This is a genomic window from Pedobacter sp. UYEF25, assembly GCF_054061655.1.
In genome coordinates this window covers 36,156-58,381 of sequence record NZ_JBSSEL010000023.1, presented here as the reverse complement: position 1 = coordinate 58,381, position 22,226 = coordinate 36,156, and the positions used below count along the sequence as shown (strand labels likewise).

Annotated in this window: 15 protein-coding genes; 6 read left to right on the top strand and 9 right to left on the bottom strand. The window is 37.9% G+C overall.

All coding sequences use genetic code 11. The features are described 5' to 3' along the window. Positions 1-275 precede the first annotated feature (275 nt). From ACVWYG_RS17070 to ACVWYG_RS17060, 3 genes are all read left to right on the top strand, one after another. Positions 276-3,173, top strand: a complete 2,898-nt coding sequence (locus ACVWYG_RS17070; protein WP_457271893.1) for a DNA gyrase/topoisomerase IV subunit A — start codon at positions 276-278, stop codon at positions 3,171-3,173. A gap of 316 nt (positions 3,174-3,489) precedes the next feature. Then, the gene (gene pnuC / locus ACVWYG_RS17065) at positions 3,490-4,128 is read left to right on the top strand and encodes a nicotinamide riboside transporter PnuC (RefSeq protein ID WP_457271891.1); all 639 of its coding nucleotides are present in this window, start codon (positions 3,490-3,492) and stop codon (positions 4,126-4,128) included. Continuing rightward, complete coding sequence (locus ACVWYG_RS17060) at positions 4,129-5,208, top strand: acyl-CoA dehydrogenase (protein WP_457271889.1); 1,080 nt, start codon at positions 4,129-4,131, stop codon at positions 5,206-5,208. Between the two features lie 110 nt (positions 5,209-5,318). Here ACVWYG_RS17060 and ACVWYG_RS17055 read toward each other — a convergent pair whose 3' ends face one another. The 8 genes from ACVWYG_RS17055 to ACVWYG_RS17020 all read right to left on the bottom strand — a co-directional run bounded on the left by ACVWYG_RS17055 (position 5,319) and on the right by ACVWYG_RS17020 (position 17,759). Beyond that, a complete protein-coding gene (locus tag ACVWYG_RS17055) occupies positions 5,319-6,365 on the bottom strand; it encodes a LacI family DNA-binding transcriptional regulator (protein ID WP_457271887.1) in 1,047 nt (348 codons plus the stop codon). 470 nt (positions 6,366-6,835) lie between these two features. Next, on the bottom strand, positions 6,836-9,355 hold the full coding sequence (locus ACVWYG_RS17050) for a beta-L-arabinofuranosidase domain-containing protein (protein WP_457271885.1): 2,520 nt from the start codon (positions 9,353-9,355) through the stop codon (positions 6,836-6,838). A 216-nt stretch (positions 9,356-9,571) separates the two neighbouring features. Next, positions 9,572-10,723 (bottom strand): acyltransferase family protein, encoded by a 1,152-nt coding sequence (locus ACVWYG_RS17045; protein WP_457271883.1) that lies wholly within the window; start codon positions 10,721-10,723, stop codon positions 9,572-9,574. Between the two features lie 160 nt (positions 10,724-10,883). Then, positions 10,884-11,798 carry a RagB/SusD family nutrient uptake outer membrane protein gene (locus tag ACVWYG_RS17040; protein WP_457271881.1) on the bottom strand — a complete coding sequence of 305 codons (915 nt, stop codon included), beginning with the start codon at positions 11,796-11,798 and terminating at the stop codon, positions 10,884-10,886. Then, complete coding sequence (locus ACVWYG_RS17035; RefSeq protein WP_457271879.1) at positions 11,777-12,406, bottom strand: RagB/SusD family nutrient uptake outer membrane protein; 630 nt, start codon at positions 12,404-12,406, stop codon at positions 11,777-11,779. The genes ACVWYG_RS17040 and ACVWYG_RS17035 overlap by 22 nt, the downstream gene beginning before the upstream one ends. A gap of 17 nt (positions 12,407-12,423) precedes the next feature. Further along, complete coding sequence (locus ACVWYG_RS17030; protein WP_457271877.1) at positions 12,424-15,630, bottom strand: SusC/RagA family TonB-linked outer membrane protein; 3,207 nt, start codon at positions 15,628-15,630, stop codon at positions 12,424-12,426. Positions 15,631-15,899: 269 nt separating this feature from the next. Continuing rightward, positions 15,900-17,066, bottom strand: a complete 1,167-nt coding sequence (locus ACVWYG_RS17025; RefSeq protein WP_457271875.1) for a FecR family protein — start codon at positions 17,064-17,066, stop codon at positions 15,900-15,902. A gap of 129 nt (positions 17,067-17,195) precedes the next feature. Beyond that, entirely contained in the window at positions 17,196-17,759 is a 564-nt protein-coding gene (locus ACVWYG_RS17020; protein ID WP_457271873.1) for an RNA polymerase sigma-70 factor, read from the bottom strand. Between the two features lie 408 nt (positions 17,760-18,167). On the opposite strand from ACVWYG_RS17020, the gene ACVWYG_RS17015 reads away from it, so the two are divergent. The 3 genes from ACVWYG_RS17015 to glgP all read left to right on the top strand — a co-directional run bounded on the left by ACVWYG_RS17015 (position 18,168) and on the right by glgP (position 21,362). Further along, positions 18,168-19,043, top strand: coding sequence for a universal stress protein (locus tag ACVWYG_RS17015; RefSeq protein ID WP_457271871.1), 876 nt, complete (start codon positions 18,168-18,170; stop codon positions 19,041-19,043). Positions 19,044-19,169: 126 nt separating this feature from the next. Then, positions 19,170-19,424, top strand: a complete 255-nt coding sequence (locus ACVWYG_RS17010) for a hypothetical protein (protein WP_457271869.1) — start codon at positions 19,170-19,172, stop codon at positions 19,422-19,424. 291 nt (positions 19,425-19,715) lie between these two features. Next, positions 19,716-21,362 (top strand): alpha-glucan family phosphorylase, encoded by a 1,647-nt coding sequence (gene glgP, locus ACVWYG_RS17005; protein ID WP_457271868.1) that lies wholly within the window; start codon positions 19,716-19,718, stop codon positions 21,360-21,362. Between the two features lie 76 nt (positions 21,363-21,438). On the opposite strand, the gene ACVWYG_RS17000 is transcribed toward glgP, so the two are convergent. Further along, positions 21,439-22,131 (bottom strand): DUF1003 domain-containing protein, encoded by a 693-nt coding sequence (locus tag ACVWYG_RS17000; RefSeq protein ID WP_457271866.1) that lies wholly within the window; start codon positions 22,129-22,131, stop codon positions 21,439-21,441. Positions 22,132-22,226 lie beyond the last annotated feature (95 nt).

The window sequence follows — 22,226 nt, the reverse complement described above, 5'->3', positions numbered from 1 at the left end:
TTTGTAGGTTTTTAAAAGCGCTAAAATTATGCCAATAATTTAAATTCTTTTGCCAAAAATTAGTACATAATACCATGTGTAGCGAAAATTGTTTGGACTTTATGCGATTTTAATTATTCAACGCCGCCAATCCCTTCACTCAAACTGAAAAGTAGTTTTGTTTTTTTTGAGATCGTATGCATAAAAGCAGTATAAATTGTTCGGTTAAATCCCGACACTTTAAAAGCGCTACCATCCTTTTTATTATATTTACCGCTGCCAATTTTTTTTAATACATGAGTGAAGATTTACAACCAGAAGCAAACGATGAAAGTACACGAACCATTATCCCAATTAACGGACTTTACGAAAATTGGTTTTTAGATTATGCTTCTTACGTAATTCTTGATAGGGCAGTTCCGCACATTAACGACGGGTTAAAACCAGTGCAGCGCCGTATTATGCACTCCCTTAAGGAAATGGATGATGGGCGTTTTAACAAGGCGGCCAATGTCATTGGCAATACCATGAAATACCATCCACATGGCGATGCATCAATCGGTGACGCCATGGTGCAAATGGGACAAAAAGATTTGCTGATTGATATGCAAGGCAATTGGGGCGATCCGGTTACAGGAGATAGTGCAGCCGCGCCGCGTTACATCGAAGCAAGACTGTCTAAGTTTGCAAACGACGTAGTTTTTAATGCTGATACAACCGTTTGGCAGTTAAGCTACGACGGTAGAAATAACGAACCCATTACTTTACCCGTTAAATTCCCATTGTTGTTGGCGCAGGGCGCAGAGGGAATTGCAGTTGGCTTGGCCACAAAGGTTATGCCCCACAACTTTATAGAATTAATCGATGCTTCTATAGAGGTTTTATTGGGAAATAGACCAGACATTGTACCAGATTTTTTTACTGGCGGCATGGCCGATTTTTCCAACTACAATGAAGGTCAGCGTGGAGGTAAAATTAGAGTCAGAGCTAAAATTACAGAAAAAGATAAAAAGACTTTAGTCATCACGGAAGTACCTTTTTCTACCACAACAGGGTCCGTTATCGATAGTATTTTATCTGCAAACGACAAGGGAAAGATCAAAATCAAAAAGATAGAGGACAACACTGCTGCCAAAGTAGAAATTGTCGTCCATCTCGCTCCAGGCATCTCGCCAGATGTAACCATTGATGCGCTTTATGCTTTTACCGCCTGTGAGGTTTCTATTTCTCCAAATACTTGCATAATTAAGGATGATAAACCTCAGTTTCTGAGTGTAAACGACATTTTAATAGAGAATACCAAAAACACCAAAAATCTTTTAAAAAGAGAGTTAGAGATTAAATTGCATGAACTGCAGGAACGTATTTTCTTTAGTTCTCTACTCAAAATATTTATTCAAGAGGGGATGTATAAAAACCCCGATTATGAGAATTCGACAAATTTTGATGCAGTTGTAGAAGTATTACACCGGCTTTTTGAACCTTTTAAACCAACTTTATATCGAGAAATTTTACCCGAGGATTTCAAGAAACTGATTGATAAGCCGATGAGTAGCATTACGCGCTTCGATGTAAAAAAGGCCGATGAACTGATGCACAATTTGGAGGAGGAAATTAAAGTAGTAAAAGGACATTTAAGACATTTAACCGATTATGCCATCGCTTGGTATCAAAAGCTAAAAGACAAATATGGCAAAGGTAGGGAGCGCAAAACAGAGGTTAGATTTTTTGATAAAGTAGAGGCAACAAAGGTGGCGCTAGCCAACGTTAAACTGTACATGAACAGGGAGGACGGATTTATTGGTACAGGATTAAAGAAAGACGAATTTATTGCAGACTGTTCTGATATTGATGAAATTATCGTTTTTAAGGGAGACGGAAGTTGTGTGATTACCAAGGTTGCGGATAAAACCTTTGTTGGTAAAGACATTATCCATGCGCAGGTTTTTGCCAAAAACGATGAGCGGACCGTTTACAATATGATTTACAAAGACGGCGCGAGCGGCACCAGTTATATGAAGCGATTTGCGGTGGTTGGCGTTACAAGAGATAAGGAATACGATTTGAGTAAGGGCGGCAGCAAGGGAACGAAAGTTCTCTATTTTACAGCAAATCCTAATGGCGAGGCAGAAGTAGTTAACGTTGCTTTAAGACCGCATTCTAAACTGCGGAAATTACAATTTGACCTAGATTTTGCAGAGGTGGCCATAAAAGGTAGAGGAGCCAATGGAAATATTGTTTCCAAATATCCGGTTAAAAAAATAATATTGAAGAGTAAAGGTGTGTCTACACTATCTGGATTAAAAATTTGGTATGACACGTTGCTTAAAAGATTAAATGTAGATGGACGTGGAACTTATTTAGGGGAGTTTGACGGAGATGATAAAATTTTGCAAGTGCACAAAGAGGGCAGTTACGAACTTAGCACGTTTGATTTAAGTAATCATTTTGATGGAGATTTATTACTGATAGAGAAATTTAATCCCGAAAAGATATTTGCTGCAATTCAGTTTGAAGGTAAAACGCAAAACTATCTAGTTAAGCGCTTCGTATTTGAAATACAATCGGTAGGCAAAACGGTGTCTTTTGTAAGCGAGGAGCCGAAATCGAAATTGTTATTTTTAACTTCAAATCCTGCAGCAAAGGCAATAGTCGCATTGTTGAAGGGAAAAAGTAATACTCCGGAGACAGTAGAATTGACACTTGCAGACCAGATTGATGTAAAAGGTTTTAAGGCCAATGGAAACCGCCTTTCTCCACACGATGTACAGAAGATAAGTTTGGAGGAACCGGTGGAGATCGAGGTTAAGGCAGAGGGCCACGCTGAGCTCACAAACACTAAAGACCAAATCGAAGAGGATCCTGAGGTAGAAGCTGAAAGGCCAGAGAGTGAGGAAGCGGTTGAGGGCAAGCTTGAAAGACCGAAGCTTAAAAACCAAACGCATGGGCTGGCTGCGGACAATATTGAAAAGCAAACTGCTAAAGACCAAATCGAACGAGAAAAGATTAAGCAGGTTGATGCAACGAACAGTAGATCGTTAGAGGATCAACCATTAAAAAAAGAGTTAAAAAAGAATAGCGAAAAAGACAGCAAGTTTTCGGACTCACCCAAGCCTCCGAAAAAAATAGACCTTGAAATTACCAACCCAGACGATATTGACATGGACGACAAGGGCCAGCTTGGATTGTTTTAAATCCAGAAAATAAATTGCTCAACGAAGTTTGGCTTTTTCTAGTAAAATGGATTTTTGAAGCAAAGGAAAAAGTATATATTTGCCGTACTCAAAAGGGGTGCTGGTTTCTCTCGTATTTACGCGAGACAAATTGGCTGAGATTATACCCAATTTGGAGCGAAGATAGCGCGTGTAAAGGAAAAATTTCTATTTTGAACTTTAAACAACCAACATTAACTTCCAAATACACCTGATTCGGGTAATGCCGACGTAGGGATTGGTTATGTAAATTTCCGGCTGTTCTTAGCCCCTGAAACAGTTTTTTTATATCTGCCGAATGGCAATCGTTAAAGAAATGGATTTTCAGCATTGGTTTGAGCTTTTTAAAACACAAATTCTACAGACTTCTTGGCTCGAAGGCTTTGCGGTCGGTTTTGGAGTAGCCGAAGTGTTGCTCGCAAAACGAAATAACATTTGGTTATATCCCACAGGAATACTATCTGTAGTTTTGTCCATGTATTTGTTGCTTAATGTGCAGCTTTACGCAGAAACATTATTAAATATTTATTACCTCGTGATGAGTATCTATGGGTGGATCATCTGGAAGAAAACAAAGGCTGCTGGTGCTATGCAAGTCTCGTACGCATCTAAAAACGAGCTATTGATTGCCATCTCTATTTCGGCTTTCGGGTTTATCCTCCTCTATTTAATTCTCCGCCATTTTACCAATTCAGACGTGCCCATTTGGGATGCATTTGTGTCTGCAACTGCCTGGGCGGGAATGTGGTTATTGGCTAAACGTAAAATAGAAAACTGGATTTTTCTCAATATTTCCAACTTGGTGGCCATACCACTACTGCTGCATAAGCATCTCGCCATGTTCGCTGTGCTCACCATTGTGCTATTCATAGTAGCGATTTTTGGATTCTTAGACTGGAAAAAAATCATCAATAAAAAAGAAAAAAATAGCGCTTAAATGGATTTAAAAGAAAATAGTATCTGGAAGGCAGTGGTGCAAAAATATGCTGCTGAATCGGAAAAATTAGGTCAGTTACATCCTGCAATTTTAGCACAAGCATATAAAGAAAATTGGTTTAAATTATTTGTGCCAAAAATTTATGGCGGTGCTGGAAAGCAATTGCCAGAAATTCTGAGAATAGAAGAACAAGTGGCAGCTGAAGATGGAAGTTTAGGATGGATTGTTACGCTTTGTGCTGGCGCAGCCTGGTTTGCCGGCTTTTTGGACCCTAAGCTTGCAACAGCAATTTTTGCTGATGAAAAAGTTTGCTTTGCAGGAAGTGGTGCTATTGGCGGAACTGCTTTTAAAACGGAAAATGGCTATTTAATTAATGGACATTGGAAGTACGCAAGCGGGGCGCTACATGCCACCATATTTACCGCCAATTGTGAGGTTATTGCGCAAGATGGTTCTCAAAGCGAAGAAAAATCTGAAGTACTTTCATTCATTCTTAAAAAGGAGGAGGTTAAAATTTTAGAAGGTTGGGCTTACTTTGGATTGGTGGCAACCGGAAGCCATGCATTTGATGTAAACAATTTGTTGGTGCCTTTTAACCGAAGTTTTAAAATTAATGATGGCATCCAAGTCTCTGGCGATGGCTTTAATTATCCTTTTTTGCAACTGGCAGAAACAACGCTAGCTGTGAATAGCTTGGGCATGTGTAATCATTTTTTAGCGCTCATAAGAACTGTGTTTTTAAGTCGCTCTCAATTGAAATCTTTTAGCGAATCCGAACAACGTAATTTCGATGAAATCCTAAAATTAGCATTAGCGGAAATCAAACACCTGCGGCGCTCATTTTATCAGACATTTGATGAGTCTTGGAGCCAACTTATAGAAAGTAACAATATCGAAGAAAATAAGCTTTTGGAAGTAAGTTCCATAAGTAGGAAGTTGGCGCATGCTTGCTGGAGAAATGTTCAAAAACTTTACCCTTATGGAGGCTTAGAAGCAGCAAATAAGCATTCAGAGATTAATAGGGTATTTAGAGATGTGCATACTGCTAGTCAGCATGCACTTTTAACTTTCGAAAAATAGGTTGTGCTTGTACATCCTCTTTCAATTTAAACTAATTGTTTGCAATTTTATCAGGCATTAAAAGATGATTTATTTTTAAATGGCTCGGGAGGTAAATGGCACATTTAGTCCTAAAAAATATTTTTTACGATGTTTTTTTGGCTAGACAATCTAATAATTAGTTTTGGTGTGATGCTTATGGTTTTAGGTATAATTTGTGTATCGGCGTTGTCCATTTCTTGAAAATACAAATTGGCAACAGTTATACCCATGTAAAAGCTAAATTGGTCTATTGTGGTAATAGAGGGACTTGTAATTTCTGTAAAGCTCTCGTTAGAATAGCCACAAACGCCAAGTTCGTATGGCACCCTTATATTCATATTTGTTGCTACCTCTAAAACACCCAAGGCAGAAAAGTCTGATGTAGAAGCAAATATTGCGTCCGGCGGTTGCTGCAGATTCAATAATTTTCTAGTGGCGTCTGCACTCAACTCTTTTGTCCATGCATTTTCCATACGGAGTTCGGTTAGAATGGGTAAATTATTTTCTCTTAATGCACGTAAATAGCCTTGTTTTCTTTGTCTAAATATGGTAAGGTTTTGTGGGCCCTCTAACAACGCAATCCTAGAATAGCCCTGTTTGATTAGGTGAGTTACCGCCTCGAAAGATGCTTGTTCATTGTCGTTTATTACTTTGAGCGTTTCCAGCTCATCCGCTACTCGATCAAATTGAATGAGCTGGATGCCTCGATCGATTACATTTTGCAGGTGGTTATGATCGATGGTCTCTGCCGAGATAGAAATAACGATGCAGTCAACGTGCTGGTCAATTAGAGTATTGATGCACTCCACTTCCTTTTCGTACAGTTCGTTCGACTGACAAATTATGATGTTGTAGCCATTTTTATACGTTGCATCCTCTATTCCTGCAATTACATTCGAAAAGAAATTTTGGTTTATTCTAGGCACCACAACGCCAATTGTTTTAGAATGGCCGTTTCGAAGGTTAGAGGCGATGGTGTTGCGCACATAGTTCATTTCCTTTGCGGTTTTTTGAACCAGTTTTCTTGTCGCTTCATTTACAGCATTACTACCATTCAATGCCCTCGAAACAGATGATGGATTAAGATTAAGTTTTTCTGCGATGTGATATATGGTCGTTCTCTTCGTTGCGCGCATTATTGACAAAATTATTAACCCAAGCAGGTGACTGCATTACAATGTTATTTGATTTTACAATAATAACCAAAACAGCTGTTTAATTGTGGATTATTTGCACAGATATCAGAACTGAGCGGTAAACATAAGTATTCTCACAATAGACAATTGTACCCTATAAAGCCCATCTACCAAAAAAAATATTCTCCTTTTTAAAGGAATTGGAGCAGATCAATGTCTATAGTTAGTGGTGTAGGTGTTGGCGGATGCTGCAAATCCGCACATTTGTTTTGGAGGTAAATTTATCCACTGTATTTGCTGCAAAAAATAAATAATAGAATCATCTACAGCGCGCAGACTATTCACGCCAGCTATATCCTTCTCATTAAACGAAGGCACAATGAATTCTTTTTCCCGTACCACTTTGTAAACCACCTAGCTAAACGGCTAAAAAAAATATTTAAACAGTGTAGCGCGGAATAAAAAAATATTTATCCTCCTAGACCAGCGATGTCAATATTATCTACGGTAACAAGGGCATTATATGATCGTAACCCAATACTTCCTGTTTTAAACTCGTTATCTGCAGTAGTAATAACAGGCTCATTGTTGTTGTTTATGAACACTTCGAATTTGTTTCCAACAGCCTTGACCCGTACGTTAAAATTTTCTTTAATTTTTATCGGATAATCTGCAGAAGAAATTACGATCCATTTATTGTCGCTTGCCTTGCCAAATTCAATTTTGCCTCTTTCGGCATTAAATCCTAAATAATATCCGCCGTATGCTTCTGAGCCAATGGCGGGATTACTAACTCTAAATAAAAGTCCTGCATTTCCTGCTGAATTTACAGCTATATCGGCTCTATATTCGAAGTCGGAAAATTTAGTGGCGGTTGCAATGATTTTTGTTCCGTTTCCAGTACGTCCGTCTTCGTTTGGAGCCGCATGAATTGCGTTGTCTTTATAAAACCATGCCCCACCATAAGTTACTAGTCCTTTAGCGGCATTGTTATCAAATGTCTCCTTGTAGGATTTATTGGGGAAACTCGGAGTTCCTATTGTAGGAAAAATACTCACACGCAAACTTTCTGAACCAAACGGAACAAGCGTAATTTCTGTCATTTCCGCTGCTGAGCTTACTGGGCTAAAAGGAACTTCAAACGCGGCAGTTTTATTGTAATCGAGTGTCCAGGATGGGATTAATCTTGCTTTTACTTTCAATTGAACAGGACTTTGTTCTTGGATAAAAGGATTTTCTGGCATTTTACTTTTTACCACAAGGAAGTTTCCCGCCAACTGATCATCATTTAGCACAAGTCCGTAATTCCACGGGGATGCTGGAGTGATTTCAGTTTCATAAAATCCCTTAACTATCGATTCCTTTACATTTTTTTTAGATGGTTTTATCTTCAATGCATAAACAATCGGGCCACGTTCAATGCTAACAGCATTATTTACCTGTGTTTTTGAAACAACATCCATCGGGAAATTCAGAACAACGCTGTCATTAGTCTTCCACGTTCTGTTTATGGTAAATAATTCTCCCGGCTGAACGCCTTCCATAGGTTTTCCATTTAATTTTACTTCAGGTTTTGCACACCAGGCAGGCAACCGTAAAATCAGCGGAAAAGTAACTGTTTTATCAACAACAATCTTCAACCGAATCTGCTCCTCAAACGGATAATTCGTATCTTCTTCGATTTTGATTTTGATGTTTTTGCCAACTAAAGCGTTTACTTCCATTGGTCCATATGCGGTTACTGCCAGACCGCCTTCTGGTGTCGCCAACCAGCTGTTTTTTACAAAATATGGCCAGCCCATGTGCATGTTGTACCTGCAACATGGAAATCCTGAGTACGGCCCGGGAACGATCGAATTGGAATAATCCTGATTAAACCCATGAGGGCCCGGTACGCTGATGACTTGGTTTGGCAATGTGTAGTAGGTATGTTGTTTAAGGTCTTTGCTAAATTGAGCTGGAAGTGCATTAAAGGCAATTTTTTCAAGTTGATCTCCGATTTCAACATTGTGAAGAATTCTCGAGGCAGTTTCTAAACTCTGCATCCATTCTACCACGGTACATGTTTCGACTCCCTGTACTGAACTTTTGCCCGATAACCTTTCGGTGCCGGCAGCAAGGCCCTGCGGCTGACCATTATTTTCTAAAATGTGTGCAATACCTTTCTCCATCGCATCGCTGTAATAGGTAGATTGGTCTATCTGTGCGTATAATGCAGGGAATTTTAAAGCTTGCGCTACATTAACCATATGCTTTGGCTGGTAATCATTGCCGAAGTAATCAAACTTATTGTTATTGAAAATATCAGCCCAGGGGTAAGCCTGGTCTTTTAGTTTCTTAGCCAGTTGCAATAGATCGCTATCACCTGTTTTGTTATACACCCACAATGCAATTTCAATATTGTCGCCAGCTCTGGATTTGCCCCATTCCCTTAATGGATCACCATCCAGATTTTGGAGCTCATATTTAAAATATTTCGACAAAAAAGGAATAACGCGCTTATCGTTTGTCGCCTCATAATAACTTTGTAGCGCGTACATGAAAGGCATTCTTGGCCACCAATCCTTCATTTTTGGCGGACCGAATAGACCATTTTGCTGCTGATGCTGCAAGGTATATTCTATCCACTTTTGTGCTTTGTTTTTTAAAGAATCATCATCTATTGTGTAAGCCAAGGCAACTAATCCTTTAAGGTAATAAGGTGCTTTTTCCCAACTATTGCCCGGTCCACCTAGCCAATCTGCATCATTACCGAGGTCATCCTTTCCAGGATATAACGCTTCAGCATTGCCTGTAAAACCGTCTTTTTGGAGTTCTAACTGTTTTAACAACCACCCTTTAGCGCGTATGCTGCCCAAAGGCAGTTGAACATATACCTCTTTTTTAAGCGGCGAACGATTAAACGAATAATTTTGCAAATGAGCTTTTTGGCTATAAACTGTGTTGATGCAAAAACAGTAAAAAAAGGCAACGGGTAGGATGCGTTTCATGAAATGAAAGTAAAGTATAGCTGGTTAAGATTAGTTAATTCCGATTTTTTGGCGAATAAAAAATGCTGAGTCGTAAAAATAAGGTTTTATTTTTAATCAGCTGTCGAAAATTCAATCCCTTAAACTGTAGATGACAAATGACTTTGTAAAGCTCAAAAAATCAGGACTTCCATTCAGATTATTGTTAAAGTAAGTTTGAGCAGCGAGATCAGTTTTTCAAACTTTAATGTACACTTTCTTATAATTTAGCCAGTACGCCATCCCCCATAAAAACAATACGAAACAAACCGATAACAGCAATGAGCTATTTCTTTGATCAGTAAAAATGGGGCTAAAAATCTTATCAAACAATAAATTCCAAATCGTTACATGCAGCTGTTTACCATTTAGGTCTTTGCCGACATCTAGTTTGATAACGTTGCTTAGCTTTGGAAGCATAGTACTCATGATGTAGATAAAAACCGTATTCGTACCAAAAATTTCAAAAAAATGAAATATATTACTTTTAGTCTTTTTAAACTCTATCAGGTAAATCAATCCGGATAAACTAAGTAGCGCAATACCAGTGGTGTAAACCGCGTAGCTGCTAGTCCATATTTTTTTATTTATTGGAAAGGAGAAACCCCATACATAACCTGCTAAAATAGAAACGCAGCCCACTACTAAAAGAATCCTCAACATTTTGGGTATTTTACCTTTTAAAAGAATGTATTTACCTGCCAAATAACCAAATACAGTTTGAACGATAGCGGCAGGCAAACTCATCAAGCCTTCTGGCTCAAATGGAATACCTTCTCCCTTGTACATGTGGCTTTCACCGATCATTAATTGCTCGAAATGGGTACCAAACCATCCGTTAAGACTAAAGGGATCCTTAGGATTTACTGTAATGCATAAAAACCAGTAGGCAAATAAGATAACGAAACAAAAAATTGCTACTCCTTTGTCTTTAAAAAAGGCAATAATGAATGAGCTAAAAAGATAGCAAAAGGCAATTCGTTGTAACACACCAAAAATTCTAAAATCTCTAATTGAAGTTAATATTGGTTGACCTAAATTATTGTATGTGAAAAATGGAAAGGCATTTAAAAATACGCCGATAAAAAAGATCAATAAGCTCCTCTTGATTACTTTAAGCCAAAATTTCCTTTTGCTTTCTTGTTCGTATTTCGTGAAAGCAAATGCCATTGAATTGCCTACCGCAAATAGAAAAAAGGGGAAAACAAGATCTGTTAAGGTGCAACCATTCCAAATGGAATGGTCTAACTGCATATAAACATGGTTTTCATTTCCGGGGTTATTAACCAATATCATAAGGGCTAATGTAATTCCTCTAAACACATCCAGAGATGTAAAACGATTACTCATAATTGTGCGCTATAATGGAATTGTCCCGTTAAGTTTTCTTTAATAGATCTATTTTTCTTGGGCGGTTTGATTGCATACCTTTTCATTTAGATGAACATTCTTTAATCTCCAGTCCAATTAGTTAAATGCCATCTATAAAACAGCTTCGTTTTTAAACCCGTTAATAGCTGGGGTTTTGTGTTAAGCTCGGGTTTGCCTGCATTTCCAATAATGGGATTGGTAAGATTGTTTTTTGATCGGCCATGTTGTAATTTATTGGTATCGACGTGCTGGCTTTTCCACCAGAACAGATATACTTTACTTCTCCTAAATTATTCATGGTAGTTGCAGCAATACCAAGGCGGTTAAGATCATCCCAGCGCTGTGCTTCAAATGCCAATTCAAGTCTACGCTCGTTTAATATTACGGTGCTCATTTGGATTTTCGAAGTGGCTGAGATGGCAGTTAATTTTGCGCGACTGCGAACAAGGTTTAGGGTTACGGCAGCACCTGATAAATCTCCTAGAGCATTCTGAGCTTCTGCTTTTAATAAAATGATATCAGCAAGTCGTAATAAATAAACATGGTCGCCACCGCCATAATTATTAGGGTGCTTCTGCTTTACATTGAATGGAATTGCAATAGTTCCATCTGCGCAAGGGTTCCAATTTTCATCGCCCCAAGGCGTAGTTTCAAAACTGATGTTTGCAGTCTTTCTAATCACATCGCCCGAGGCTAAATAAGCATTGACCAGTGATTTAGAAGGAACACAATACCTTTGCCAAGCATCTGAAGGAACGCCCCCGTTATCATCGTGTGTTGGATAGAATAATTCGGTGCCCCAACATGCTTGAGGCGTACTGGCCAAATATGGGATTTCTAGAATAGATTCTTGATTGTAGTTGTGGTTTCCATCGAACAAATCTGCATAATTACTAAGCATTTCATATCTGGCAGAACTGGTTATTACAGCGTTACAATATTGCAACACTTTAGTGTAATCTCTATCTTTTCTTTGTGCCCAAATTTTGGCCATTAACGCATTGGCTGCGCCTTTTGTAGCCCTAACCTTATCTACCGACGGGCCTGTATACACATTTGGTAAGTTGCAATGGCAACTTGTAAATCAGCAGCAATAGAAGTATAGACATCTGCTTCGGATGATCTCGCGATTCGAATGACTGATGGATCGGTACTGTTAGAGTGTTTTTCTAAAGGCACACCTCCAAAAAGTTTTACCAGATGATAATAGTGAAAAGCCCTTAAAAAAGAGGCCTCTCCAATGATTTGATTTCTTCTTTGGGTTGTCAATGCAGGATCAGTTACGTTTTGAATGTTATCAATAACGATGTTACATTTGGCAATACTGGCATACAACTCTGTCCAAGCTCTGTAAACAGCTCCGTTGGCATTAGAAATGTTGTTCAAGTCTAATTGTAAGAAATCGGGGTCTCCACTTCCGCCCGCATAGGCATTGTCAGACCGAACATCGCTTTCCTCTACAACTTCCCATTGGTAGTAATTTGTTCCGATAAACGAACTGTATGCGCCGTTTAACGCTGATTCTATATTTGCCGCTGTCGTGTAGGCATTTGTTGTGGTGATAAGAGATTCTGGCTTTAAATCGAGAAATTTTTTACAGCCACTAACATGTATTAACAATAGCGAGGCAATTGCTAATTGGAATAATCTATACTTTCTCATCGGAATATTTCTTATTATTAAAATGTAATATCAAGGCCAAAAATAATGTCTCTCGTTTGAGGATAAGTACCAAAATCTACTCCTGGAGCAATGTTAGAACTTGTGCCAAACGCACTAACTTCAGGATCGAGGCCTGAATACTTTGTAAAAGTCAGCAGGTTTTCGCTGGTTACATAAAGCTTTAACCTTTTAATAGAAGCTTTATTTACCCACTTCTCAGGTAAATTATAACCAAGCGTTACCGATTTTAACCGTAGGTAAGATCCGTTTTCTATAAACCTACTTGAAATTAAGGAGTTGTAATTGGTAATATCGGTAGTTGTATTGGTTAAATCCTGCCGAGGGATATTGGTAATCTGCCCTGGCGTTGTCCATCTGTTTAATACCGCTGCAGATTGATTGCGAGGTTCCCACATTCCTTCCGAATAAATACGAGTGGCATTAAAAATATCATTGCCCTGAACGCCTTGTATAAATAATGCTACTGACCATTGTTTGTATTTAAGGTCATTAGAAAAACCGTAAGAAAATTTTGGATTCCCATTGCCAATCACCTGTTGATCGCTGGTTTGTAATCCATCTGCTGGATTAGCCATTTTGTAAATCAAGTTTCCAACTTTTGGATCTACCCCTTCTGCCACATAACCAAAAAATGAACCTAAAGGCAGCCCTGCTTTTGCAATAGACGAATTACCTCTACCATCTATAGGACCATCGTAAATTATTCCACCCTCTATATTTAAAATCTTGTTCCTATTAAAACTGATATTGAAATTGCTGTTCCATACCAATGGACCAGTTAAATTTCTAGTGCTCATTTCAAACTCGAAACCCTTGTTTTCTAAATCACCTACATTTTTTAATGCAGAGCCATATCCTGAACTTCTTGGAACCGGCGAATTTAACAGTAAGCCTGTTGTTTTTTTATAATAATAATCAGCAGTGACCAGCAATCTCGAATTGAATAAACCGATGTCTATACCAATATCTGTTTGCTTAGTCGTTTCCCATTTTAAAGTCGGGTTGCCGAGCGTTACTGGTAAATAACCAGCCACCACTTGGTCTCCAATAACATAAGAACCTGATGGTTGCACAGTACCCAAGTAAGAATAAGCCGGAATTTGACTGTTGCCTACTATGCCCCAACTGGCACGTAATTTTAGTTCGTTAACAGGGATATTTAGAGTTTGAAAGAAATCTTCCTTAGAAATCCGCCAACCTCCAGAGAAGGAAGGGAAATATCCCCACCTGTTGTCGGGCCCGAAAACCGACGAAGCATCTGCCCTTAGATTTGCAGTTAACAGATATTTTCCATCATAGTCGTAGCCTATTCTACTTATAAAAGATGCAGTAGAACTTGCTGCTGCTGTACCGGTTGCATTGTCGATTATGGAGCCGCCATTTACGGTCATAATGGTTGGGTTGGCAAAATTATGTGTTGATATATCAGAAACCGTTGAGTTCGTTTTAGACGTAATGTAGCCCGCGAGTAAGTTAAAGTTATGTTTTTCGATGGATTTTGTATAGGCTAAAGTATTCTCAGAAATCCAGTATTGATTATTGTTTTGAGAAAGTTCAGCTTGGCCGTTAAAAGTTCGTCCAGTAACAGTTTTAGTAGGATCTGCATAATAGTTATAAATGCTATTGTATTTCTCATACCCAAACATCGACTTTAGCTTTAAACCTTTTAAAATATTGGCTTCTACATATACATTTCCATTAAAGCGGTTGTTGGTATAGTTGTGCACGGTACCCGTGGCTAAACCAACTGGGTTGTCCAAATCATTCCTAAATGGATCTGTAGTGTAAGATTGCCCGTTAGGATTAAAAATACCAATTACTGGAGAGCCCAAAATTGCGTTCAGAATGGTTCCATTTCTCGAACTTTCTGATACATCAATATCATACCATCTATTGTAAGAGAGGCTTGTACCTACCTTAAATGTGTTGCTGATTTTATGGTCTAGATTTAGTTTAAAGTTAACCTTGTTCACCGTATTTGACAGCACCACACCATCTTGTTTTAAGAAAGCCCCAGACATGTAATAAGTTGTATTCTCGTTGCCACCTGTTAAAGACAATTGATACTTTTGCATGTTTGCCGTTCTAAAAAGCTCTTTCTGCCAATCCGTATCTGCAGTATATTTGGAAGCATCAAGGGACTGTCCCATCTCTTCCATTAAGCTTTTGTATTGGGCTGCATTGAGCACGTTACTGTGGTTCCAAAGTTTTGAATAACCATTGTAGGTTTCGAAGTTAATTTCTGTTTTTTGATTTTTCCCTCGCTTGGTTGTAATTAAAACCACACCATTTGCACCCGAAGAACCATATATGGCTGCGGAAGAGGCGTCTTTAAGGATGGATAAACTTTCTATATCACTCGTATTTATTTCGGATACATTCGCCATTGGAACGCCATCTACAATATATAACGGCTCGCTACCCGAGGTGATGGTAGATGTTCCTCTTATGCGGATTGCGAAACCCGCTTGTGGTTGTCCAGAAGAACGAATGACTTGAACACCGGCGGCCTTTCCTTCAATTGAACTTCCAAATTGAGTGCTCGGTCTATCGTCTAAATCCTTTGAAGTGATCACAGATATTGCGCCTGTAATGTCTTTTTTCTTTTGAGTACCATACCCAACAACTACAACTTGGTCTAGCAAGCCTACGCGTTCTCTTAAGATGACATTAATACTTGTTCCACTTATTTTAAGCTCTTGTGTTTGGTAGCCGATATAAGAAAGCACCAGCGTTTCTCCCTGTTGGGCTGAGACAGAAAAATTACCCTGATCATTTGTAACGGTGGATTTTCCACTCTCCTTAATCTTAACACTAACGCCGGGTAGTGCTAATCCCTTTTCGTCTGTAATTTTTCCAGTTATGGGTTCGGCTTGCCTAAGCTTTGTAGTCTCTAGGCTTATGGGGATAAATGATTTTTTAAGAATTATTGTTTTTTTAATAATCTTATAATTGATAGATGTTCCCTTAAAACAAATATTCAGCACTTGTTGAATTGATCCGTTCGCAATATTTATAGAAACTTTTTGAGTGGTATTAAGCTCTAGATTGTCGTATAGAAAGACATATCCAGTTTTCTGCTCTATCAATTTAAAAATGTTATCAATGGAAGTTTCTTGTTGGTTGAGCGTTAATTTTTGAGCATGGAGTTTAGCGTTAACTTGCAGCATCAGCCCAAAAATTAGTACGGTCGTCAGTTTCATTGATAAGATAATTTTTTTTGAATTTTGCCGCAGTTTGGGCACAATTTTAAGCAAAGAATTAAAATTCATACTTTTGGTTAGTTTGGGTTTAATAAATAAGATTTAACAGATCTTCTCGACTTTTAATTTTGGATCTCCAAAATAAAGGAACTCAAATTTTGGCCGGGAAGTGTTGCAAGCACGCCCGGCTTTATTATGTGTACCCTAAAATAAATTAATCGTAAGGTTTAATCATGTCTATTTAATTAGGGGTTTAAATAATGTATTAGCTATAGTTTTACAACAATTTTATCATTTTTTATTTCACATCTGATACCCGAAAAATTAAGTGCCTCTACCAATTCATTGGCCGTTACATTCCTTTGTATTTTTCCAGAAAACTCTTTAGTAGGTGTTTTTCCATCATACACCACATCAATATTATACCATCTTGATACCTGACGCATGACGCTTTTAAGATCTGTGTGATAAAATTGAAAGAATCCATTTTTCCATGCCACAGCTTGTTCAACATCCACACTTTTAACACTTATATTATTTCCAGCAAGTACGGCCTGCTCTCCACGAACCAGCAATACATTTTTATTTGTAACCGTAGAATTGATGGCAAAAACTTTAACTGAACCCTCCAATAAAGTCGTTTTAACGGCTTCTTCGTTAGAATAGCTGTTGATATTGAAATGTGTTCCCAAAACTTCAACCTTTTGGCGTTTAGTCTGCACTATGAAAGGTCTAGCTTTATTTTTAGAAACCTCAAAATAGGCTTCACCCTCCAATTCCACAATTCTGTTGTTTTTGTTAAAACGTATCGGATAATGTAATTTGGTTGCTGCATTGAGCCAAACTTTAGTTCCATCTGGTAAAACAACTTGATATTGACCTCCTTTAGGCGTTTCGATGGTGTTAAATGCAACTTCAGTTTTACCCGAAGTTCCTTTGGCTTTAATACTATAAATTAATTGCCCATCATCTGTTTTGGATACTTTAATTCCAGATTGTTCTGTTATCTCTCCATTCTTCTGGTCATTAAGCAAAATTACCTTACCATTAGTAAGCGTTAAAAATGCCTTATTGCTGCCTGGTAAAATTTCCTGGTGGTGCTGTACCTGTTGCTCGTTAGAAATAGGTTGACGGGTATTGAAAAAATATAAACTCGTCCCTGCAATAATGAGTATTGCTGCGGCAGCTGTTAACTTTGGCCATAGTCTTACTTTTGTACTATTTTGCTTTTGGATAGACTTATTTATTGAAGCAAATATTTTTTGTTTGTGTTCCTCTTCATCTTTGGCAATATGCTCCGGTACATCAAGACTTTCATCCTGGTTGGCATTGTACCAAACTGAAAATTCTTCCCGCTCGACATCTGTAATCGTTTTATTCAGCCATTTTGCTGCTAATTCTTCAAATCTGTGTGTTGCTTCTTGATGGTCTGCCATATTGCAAAAAAGGAATGTTCTTTTTCTTAAGTCTCTTTTAAAACCAAGAACCCTTAGTGTATGCAAAAAAATAACATAATTTTAATGAGCGAATATTTTACACGAACCTGAGTGTTGGAAAAGAAACTACTATAGAAGTGTGAAGAAAAATAAACTTAAACCGGCTTTTAGTTTTTTAATCGCCGTCGTTAAATGAGCCTCTACAGTTTTTTGGGAAATACCTAAGTCTTCCGCTATTTTTTTTTGTGAAAGGCCTTCTTCTTTACTCAATCTATAAACCAACTGACATTTGGTTGGCAAATCTGCAACCAGTTTAGAAAGCTGTCCTTTCATTTCTTCAAACTGCAGCCATTCTTGGGTTGAATTATCTAGAATATCATTGTCATTTAAACTGGCTAGGTATTTTTTCTGATGAAAACGTTTATTTAATGCCTTAATTACTTTGTACTTAACACATACCGCAAGATAAGCATTGAGATTAGATGCAATTTCTATGGTAGCTCTGCGAAACCAAATGGATAGGAAAATATTCTGAACTACTTCTTCGGCTTCTGCAAAATTACCAAGTTTATTACATGCTACTACATATAATTTTTTCCAATATCTGTTGTATATTTCTGTAAACGCTTCCTCGTTATCGAGTTTAAGCATAAGAACTAATTCAGAATCCGGACTCGAGGTTAGCGTTTTCATTTTACGAACTAAAACGATGCTTAAAATTAATAAAAATTGCGCGGAGAAAGCCAGTTACAGGTAAAATGATTATAGTAAATTAAATATTTTTAAGTTTCGGAATGCTCACATACAAGCTTTGAGCTTTTTTTCTGGCCATTTGCAGGGGTTTCCAGTACTACTCTTTCAAAAACTTAAAAGAAATAACAGACAATAAAATGAATCCTCAATTTGTTTTCAGCGAACGATAACCTGACGAAAGACAGCTTTAAAAGTGACGTCGGTTATGCATCAACCTTTTAATATGTAATACTTTTAGGTAGCTAAAAATTACTGAAATTGTGAATTCTCTCGGAATTTAAACTGAACCAGATGCTGTCTACTGTTAAAAAAGTTGCGACTTGTCTATCAAAAGAATAAATACAAAAAATGAAACATCTACTCGTCCTGACCGATTTTTCTGCACACGCCACACATGCAGCGGAATATGCCTATGCATTTTCCAAAAAAATAGATACAGATATGACATTGTGTAACGCAGTTCTTATACCCGTGGAGGAGCCGCAAGCAGGCCTTGTGGTCTGGCCAATGCAAGCCGCCCTCGTTCTGCGAGAAGGAAGTAGGAGTGGGCTTGAGCAATTAGAACAGCACCTAAAAACCAAAGATCAAACGCATGATAGAAAACCACGGATTGAAATCCTAAGCAAGTCTGGCTATCTTCAGGATGTAGTAAAACGAGTCGTTGCAACTCAACCTATAGATTTTGTGTCGATGGGAACGCATCGAGGTGACCTAGGAAGTTTTTTTTTCGGAAACCACGCGCGAAATATGATCAGTTCTCTTAATGTTCCACTATTATTAATTCCCGAAAAAATCCATATTTCGCTATTTAAAAAGATTTATCTTGCTTCTGATTTTAGCGACCTTCAAGGTGACAGTGTGGTTTTAAGGCAGCTTATTCCGCTCGCCAAGGCGTTTAAAGCTGAAATATTTATTGCTCACATTGCCCGCTCAGAAAATGGGGCAAACGATAGATTAGAAAAAGTGAAACTGATGTTGCTAGCATCTTGTTGCGACCTTAACTTTTCAAAGATCCACTTTATCGGCATTTATGAAGAAGACGAGATTTTAGGTCTTGATAAGCTTATGGCTCAGGCATCTATGGAGCTTTTGGTAATGATCCATCGCAACAAAGGATTTTTAAACGGCCTTTTCCATAGCAGCATTACTCAGAAACTGGCCAAGCAATTGGATTTTCCCATGCTTATTTTTAAGGCGCTCCCAGAAGCCCAACACATTGCCTAAAAATAGCACTTGGATTCTCTTGCTTTCTGTTGGAGATTTTTATGTCGAAGATCCAATAAAGGCGTGACGGCACTCATAAAATCCGCTGCGAGTTTAGTCGATCTTTAATGAAAATAAAATCAATCAATGATGGATTTATTCAACTTATTTCAGAAAGAACAGCGTGGTGAAGATACATGCCGTCTGTTCGAATCCGATTATTTAAATCAACTCTCTCGTATTGAAGAAAAATTTAAGCGCTGGAAAAATATGGATTTTTTGGCGAGGGCGGCCGTTTTTAGCAAGGTAGCAGTACTCAGTAGATGCTACGATGATACACTCACTAAATTGGTGGTACAAGAAATGGAAATTTTGCTGGAAAACAGCGAAACGGATTGTTAATAGCGCAATATTTTTACGCAATGGCTTCAGTTTTTGCAAGCACTTTTAGAACAATTTTCTTTAAATGTATTTCCTTTCCGGCATTTACATGCTGCTTTCTGAATTCAAATTTTTTGATTATTAGCGTATAATGTTCCAAAAGCCACAGAAAAATCGGTTACTATGTGTGGTTTAAGAATTGCTTAACGCAACTTATTTTCAGCGAAAGTGTGAGGCAATGGGAGTTGTTTTAAAACATTGCTGTTCATAAAATGTTGCTAAACTACCTTAATTAATCTTCAATAGCTCCACATGAACACGAACAATATCCTCGGGTACACGCCCAACCCTGAATTTAATAAATCAGTAGCTTATTTTTCGATGGAATTTGCCGTAGATCAATCACTTAAAATTTATAGCGGAGGTTTAGGTTTTCTAGCAGGTTCTCACCTTCGAAGCGCATTCGAACTTAAGCAAAATGTCATCGGCATCGGCATGCTCTGGAAATATGGGTATTACGATCAAGTGCGCGATACGGAAAATAATATGAAACCGGCATTCATCCAAAAAAATTATTCGTTTCTAGAAGAAACAGGGATTGTATTTTCTGTTCCGATACATAATGCTCAGGTTAAGGTGAAAGCTTACTTGCTGAAGCCTGAAATATTTGGGTCGGCACCTCTGTTCTTATTAAGCACAGATTTTGATGGAAATGACGAGGTAAGCAGAACCATAAGCCACCGTCTGTATGATCCAAATGAAACTACGAGAATTGCGCAATCTATGATTCTTGGTATTGGAGGCGGAATGTTATTGGATCAGTTAAACATTGAGCCAGATGTCTATCATATGAATGAAAGCCACGCTGTTCCGCTTAACTTTTACCTTTATTCCAAATTTAAAAATCTTGAGGAAATTAAAAGTCGGATGGTTTTTACAACGCACACACCCGAACTTGCAGGAAACCAGGCCCACGATTTCTCGTTGCTGACTGAAATGTCTTTCTTTTACCACATGCAAGAACATGAGGTAAAATTTATATTAGAAATGGAGGGCGATAAATTTAATTATACTCTAGCAGCGTTAAAGTTTTCTGGTAAAGCAAATGGTGTTTCTAAAATTCATGGCGAAGTCGCTAGAAAGATTTGGGGCGGCTATAGAGGAATTTGCGAAATTATTTCGATTACAAATGCCCAGAATCAGCATTTCTGGCAAGACTTGAAACTTTTAGAGGCATTGGAAAATAATCAGAGATCTGATGTAGAAAAGAGAAAAAAGAAATTGAAAACCCGGCTTTTTAAAGAAGTAGCTAACCAAACCGGAAAACTATTTGACGAAAACGTGCTCACGATTGTATGGGCAAGGCGTTTTGCAGCCTATAAGAGAGCAGATTTGCTCCTTCGAGACTGGGAGCGATTTGTAAAATTATTGAATCAAACAGAAATGCCGATTCAAGTAATTTGGGCAGGTAAGCCTTTTCCAGAGGATACCGAGGCAAATGATGTTTTTAACGAAATTATTCGCAAGACTAAGTTTTTTAAGAACTGTGCAGTGCTGGTAGGCTACGAGCTTGATTTATCTGCATTGCTCAAAAAAGGATCTGATGTTTGGTTAAATAATCCGAAAATGTATTGTGAAGCTTCGGGCACCAGTGGAATGACAGCGGCTATGAATGGCAGTGTAAATTTGTCAATCCCAGACGGTTGGGTGCCAGAATTTGCAGTAAAGGACGAAAATTGTTTTATCATAGAACCTGCTCCGAGCCAATTGTCTGAAATTGATCGGGATAATGAGGAAAATGCAAATTTAATGTGGATGCTTGAGAATAAAGTGCTTCCAACTTATTACCACAACCCTGTTAAATGGAATGAGATGCTTCAAAATGGTTTAAAAGGCGTTATTCCTGCTTTTGAGTCTGCGAGAATGGTAAAAGAGTATTATAGAGAAATGTACAATTAACATCCCTAAGGTGTAAAAATGGAGAATTGCTATCCGAATATTAAAATTTTGACTGCTTTGCTGTAAAAATAAATCATTAAATTTTTTTTAGCTCTTTCATCAAATCTTCTAAATAATCGGTTTGCAATTCTTGTATTTCTAAGAGTTTTTTGTTTTGATGAATGAGTAAATGATCCATTTTCTCGCTCAATAATTTTATTTCAAGTTCAGCCTTAAGGTTAATTTTATAGTCGTGTTCTCCCCGTTGCCTGTCTTTTTGCTCTTGCCTATTTTGGCTCATCATAATTATCGGCGCTTGGATTGCGGCCAAGCAAGAGAGGATTAAGTTTAATAGGATAAATGGAAATGGATCGAAAGACCTTGAAGTTAACCACCATATATTTATCACCATCCATATAATGATGAAAGAGAAAAATAGGATGATAAACGACCAGCTGCCGCCAAATGTTGCAACTTTATCCGCAATTTTTTCCCCGAAAGTTAACTTACTTTCAAGCTCATCTTGGATGTCTTCTACCAAGATGGAATTGTTGTTAACAGCGTTTAGTACGTCGAGATCTATGGCTGCTAACTCGCCATTTTCTTGAACGATGAGCGAAGTAAGATACAAACGTCTGTATTTATTCAATTCTGCTATGGTGATGTTGCAGCCAAAATCAAAATCGGGATAGTCTTTTTTAATCAAATTAAAAATCCCTTCTCTTAAATCTTGTGCCTTAATTTCTTCGCCGGCCTTAATTTTTAGATTCGATAGATGACTTGTTATCATGGCAAGTTAAAGTTGAATGTAAGCTTTGCTAAATTAACAAATATATGCGTTACCTGTAATCTAAAGTTGCCAATTTTGTACAGGCAACTCACAGA